5 protein-coding genes are annotated in these 3820 nt (G+C 69.5%); 4 read left to right on the top strand and 1 reads right to left on the bottom strand.

From position 1 onward, the window contains the following. The 4 genes from VF330_RS01590 to VF330_RS42010 all read left to right on the top strand — a co-directional run. On the top strand, positions 1-428 hold a 428-nt coding region (locus tag VF330_RS01590), incomplete at its 5' end, for an MFS transporter (RefSeq protein ID WP_330849649.1). Continuing rightward, positions 425-1453, top strand: coding sequence for an MFS transporter (locus VF330_RS01585; RefSeq protein ID WP_330849648.1), 1029 nt, complete (start codon positions 425-427; stop codon positions 1451-1453). The genes VF330_RS01590 and VF330_RS01585, both read left to right, overlap by 4 nt. Positions 1454-1832: 379 nt before the next feature. Beyond that, the gene (locus tag VF330_RS42015; RefSeq protein WP_414675318.1) at positions 1833-2393 is read left to right on the top strand and encodes an FAD-dependent monooxygenase; all 561 of its coding nucleotides are present in this window, start codon (positions 1833-1835) and stop codon (positions 2391-2393) included. 652 nt (positions 2394-3045) lie between these two features. Then, positions 3046-3198, top strand: a complete 153-nt coding sequence (locus VF330_RS42010) for an RGCVC family protein (protein ID WP_414675317.1) — start codon at positions 3046-3048, stop codon at positions 3196-3198. Between the two features lie 30 nt (positions 3199-3228). Here VF330_RS42010 and VF330_RS01575 read toward each other — a convergent pair. Then, positions 3229-3820 (bottom strand): AI-2E family transporter (locus tag VF330_RS01575; RefSeq protein ID WP_330849646.1); only part of this gene is annotated, 592 nt, incomplete at its 5' end.

Below are 3820 nucleotides of genomic sequence, written 5' to 3'. Positions count from 1 at the left end.
GCGAGACCACCGCGGGCCTTGGGCTGCGCGGGTGGCTCACCCTGATCACCATCTGCGCGGCGCAGTTCATGATCGCGCTCGACTTCTCCATCGTGACCGTCGCACTGCCGGCGATCGACGAGGGCCTGGACTTCGGCGGTCCGGCCCAGCTGCAGTGGGTGATGACGGCGTTCATCCTGCCCACCGCGGGCTTCCTGCTGCTGTTCGGGCGGGTGTCCGACATGCTGGGCAGGCGGCCGCTGTTCATCGCGGGGCTCGTGATCGTCACGGGGTTCTCGCTGGTGGCGGGCCTCGCGAACGCGCCGTGGATGCTCATCGCGGCCCGCGCGGGCCAGGGCGTCGGCTCGGCGATGGTGGGCGCGACCGCCCTGGCGCTGCTGACCGCGTCGTTCCCGAGGGGCCGCGGCGTGACCGCGCGCTCGGCGTGAGCGGCGCGCTGCTGTCGCTGGGGTTCGTGGTGGGCACGATCGGCGGCGGCGTCATCACCAGCGGCCTGAGCTGGCGCTGGACCATGCTCATCCTGGTGATCATGGGCGCGCTGGTGCTGCTCGGCGCGGTGACGTTGTTCGAGAAGGACCAGGAACGCCACGCCACGAGGCTCGACGTGCCCGGCGCGCTGCTCGCCACCACGGGCCTGCTGGCGCTGGTGTACGGCATCTCGACGGTCGGCACCTCCGGCTGGGGCTCGCCCGGCGCGTTGGTCCCGCTGGTCGGCTCGGTCGTGCTGCTCGGCGCGTTCCTCTTCGTGGAGGGCAGGCAGAAGGCACCGCTGGCGCCGTTGTCGATCCTGGGCAGGCGCACCGTGAAGTGGGGCGGCCTGACCGGGTTCATCACGTTCGGCATGTGCGGTGGCGCGACGGTGCTGCTGAGCCTGTACATGCAGGAGGTGCTGCGCTGGAGCCCGCTCGCGACCGGCATCGGTTTCGTGGCGGAGGGCGGCGCGGCGATGGTGTCCGGCGTGCTGGCGGCGCGGTTCATCGGCAGGATCGGCACCCCGGCGGTGCTGATGCTCGGCCTGCTGGTGCAGGGCGTGGGCACGTTGGCCATGTTGTTGCTGCCACAGCAGGGAAACCTCGTGCTGCTGATCGTGACGACCTCGGCACTGGGGTTCGGCCACGTGCTGGCGGTGGTCGCGTTCATCGGCACCATGACCTCGGGCGTGCCGAGCGAGCACACCGGCCTGGCCAGCGGCCTGGCGCAGACCGCGCAGCAGGTGGGCAGCGCGGTGGGCGTGGCGGTGCTGGCCGCCGTGGTGGCCGCCGCGACGGTCCCGGACGCGGCGGCCCCTGAAGCCGCGTCGCTGGCGGGCCTGCGAGCGGGCCTGCTGGTAGCGGCGATCGTGACGCTGGCCGGCCTGGCGGTGGTGGCGCTGTTCCTGCGCAAGCCGCAACAGCCCGCCGCCACCGGTGCGGACGTCGGCGCGCAGTCGTCCGAGGCTGTCACCGCGGCCTGAACTCTCCCCCAGGTGGTGCCGCGGTGACCAATACCGCGGTGGTCCGGGAGCGGCCCCGGACCACCGTGGCTCGCGCGCCTCCGGAGTGTGCTGCCTGACCAGCGTGGGTCTTTGCGTGTACGGGCACACTTCGTCAGGTTCGCGCTGCTGTTGGTGTTTGCGGCTGCTTTGGCCAGTCTTCCTTGTGGCGCAACGCAATCGCTTCCGATGATGAGTTCTGGCCGCCCCGATCAACGCGCCGGGAACCAAACTTTCCTACGTGGAGCGAGAAATGACCGATGACACGAGTACGCGCCGACCGCCGAGCAGCACCGACGTGCTCGTAGCAGGCGGTGGACCGACCGGCCTCGCGATGTAGCTGGCGCTGACCCGGCTGGGTGTGGACCACATTGTCGTCGAACGGCAGTCGGGTCCTGCGCCCAACTCCCGGGCCGCCGCGCTGCACGCGCGCACGCTGGAGTCGCTGGCCGCGGTGGGCGTGGCGGACGAGCTGGTGGCGGCGGGCCGGCCCGGCAGGGCGTTCGCGGCGCGCGACGGGGACCGGGTGCTCCTGCAGACGATCTGCCGGTCGAGGTGCGCAGTCAGGAGTACCCGGTCGCCGCAGCTCACGCCCGCCGCGCGACGAGCGTCTGCTGGCAGCCTGAGGTATCCCTGCTTGGTGGGCTGGAAGGCGCCGTGGGGGTCGGCGGTGATGATCAGCAGGCCGTCGTGCTCGCGGATGTTCAGCCTCGTGCCCGCGTTCCAGCCCAGCGCGGCCGTGACGTGGCGGTCGGCGAGTCGGCCGCGCTGGTCGACGACCACCATACGGCACACGACGTTCGCCAGTCGGGGCGGCCGGGCTACGGGGACGGCGATCAGGGGGAGAGGTTGCCCAATGGCGCGGACCGATGCATCGGACGCCTTTTCCGGCGTCGTGTCCGGGACGATCGGGCGGATGTAGGAAATCGTCATCGACCGCCACCTGCCGGTGGCGCGGAAACGCAAAAAAGGTGCTCAAGCGGACTTGAGCACCTGCCACGTAGACGTCGCAAATTTGCGACATTTTGGTGTCCGAGGGGGGACTTGAGTTCCCATGCGTAGCAAGCTTTTGCAGTTTGTGTGGTCATGCGCTATTGGATAGCTCGAACCTAGTATAGAGGGCAAGTCGATGTGATTCAATCTTTCGCCGCCGAATTCTATCAACTGAGTCAGGAAATTTCGCGGTGACGTGTTGGATCGCCCGCTGATCTCGGAGTCAGACCCATCTGCGGCAAACGCTACGCGAGTACGAGCAGCACTACGAGCGCGGAGCATGACGATCACTCGCTGGTGCCGCACCACAAGTATCGTCATGCTCCTTGACCTGCGTGGACGTAATTTTCGGCACCCACAGGGTCTTCCGCTTCCGAGCTGGTGGCCGGACACGCGCAGACTGGCGACTACCGAGAGCATGTCGTGCAGCAGCGGTCGAGCTGGTGCCGCCTCGGGCGCGTCACGAGATCCGGCCGTCCGGCCGGAAGTGGAAGCGCTGGGCCGGCCTCGTATCCGCTTCGCGGACGTGGTCTCCGTCGGCGTCGTTCTCTTCTTGCAACACCGTTCATCGGAGTTCCCGCATGACCACGTCCGAGCCACTGACCACCGACTCCGAATCCAGGCGCGCGTGCGCCGTCTGCCCCCACCCGTGGGAGGAACACGACCCCCTCGGTGCGCGGTACTGCGCCGCTACCGCGGCCACCGCGTTGTCCCGGGGATGTATCTGCTCATGACGGCCACCGGCGTGTTCACCACCGAGCGGCTCACCCTGCGCCCGTGGCGGATCGAGGACGCACCCGCGGCGCTGGAGGTCTACGGCCACGCCGAGGTGACCCGCTGGCTGAGCCCGGAGATGGACCAGGTCCGGGATCACGCGGCGAAGATCGGGACGAACGCGCCGATGAACACCAGCGCTGCCAACGGAACCGCCAGTGGCACGCCGAGCACGGCCAGCCCGATGCCGATGCCGGCGCGTCCACCACGGCGACCGCCCCGGTCGCGCGGACGTAGCTGACCAGAGCGGCCAGACCGCGCCTGCCCGCGACGTCGACCCTGCGCCGGGGGACGGCGGGGACGACGCGGATGAGGAACTGCCAGATCCTCGGCCCGTCGTAGAGGAAGAACACGAGTGCGAACAGCACGAGCAGCATCTCGACGAGGGTCTCGGCGACCGTCGCGGCCGTCGTGAGCGCGCCCGACGTGATACCGGACTGGTTGTCCTGCAGGGTTTTCACGGCCCGGTCGGCGAACTCGCTCAACTGGTTCTCGCTGAGGTGCAGAGGACCGGTGACGAGCCAGCCGGACACGGCGTCGACGCTGCGGACGAGCTGCGCCGCGAGGTCCGGTACACCGTTG

This window comes from Lentzea sp. (assembly GCF_036380075.1).
Classification (GTDB): Bacteria; Actinomycetota; Actinomycetes; order Mycobacteriales; family Pseudonocardiaceae; genus Lentzea.
Note: the sequence above shows the minus strand (reverse complement) of the source record. Positions and strands in the feature narration are given on the sequence as shown.

What these genes read in the sequence shown, in the direction of transcription:
- VF330_RS42010 (WP_414675317.1), top strand. Translation starts at nt 3,046, where the DNA reads ATGACCACGTCCGAGCCACTGACCACCGACTCCGAATCCAGGCGCGCG.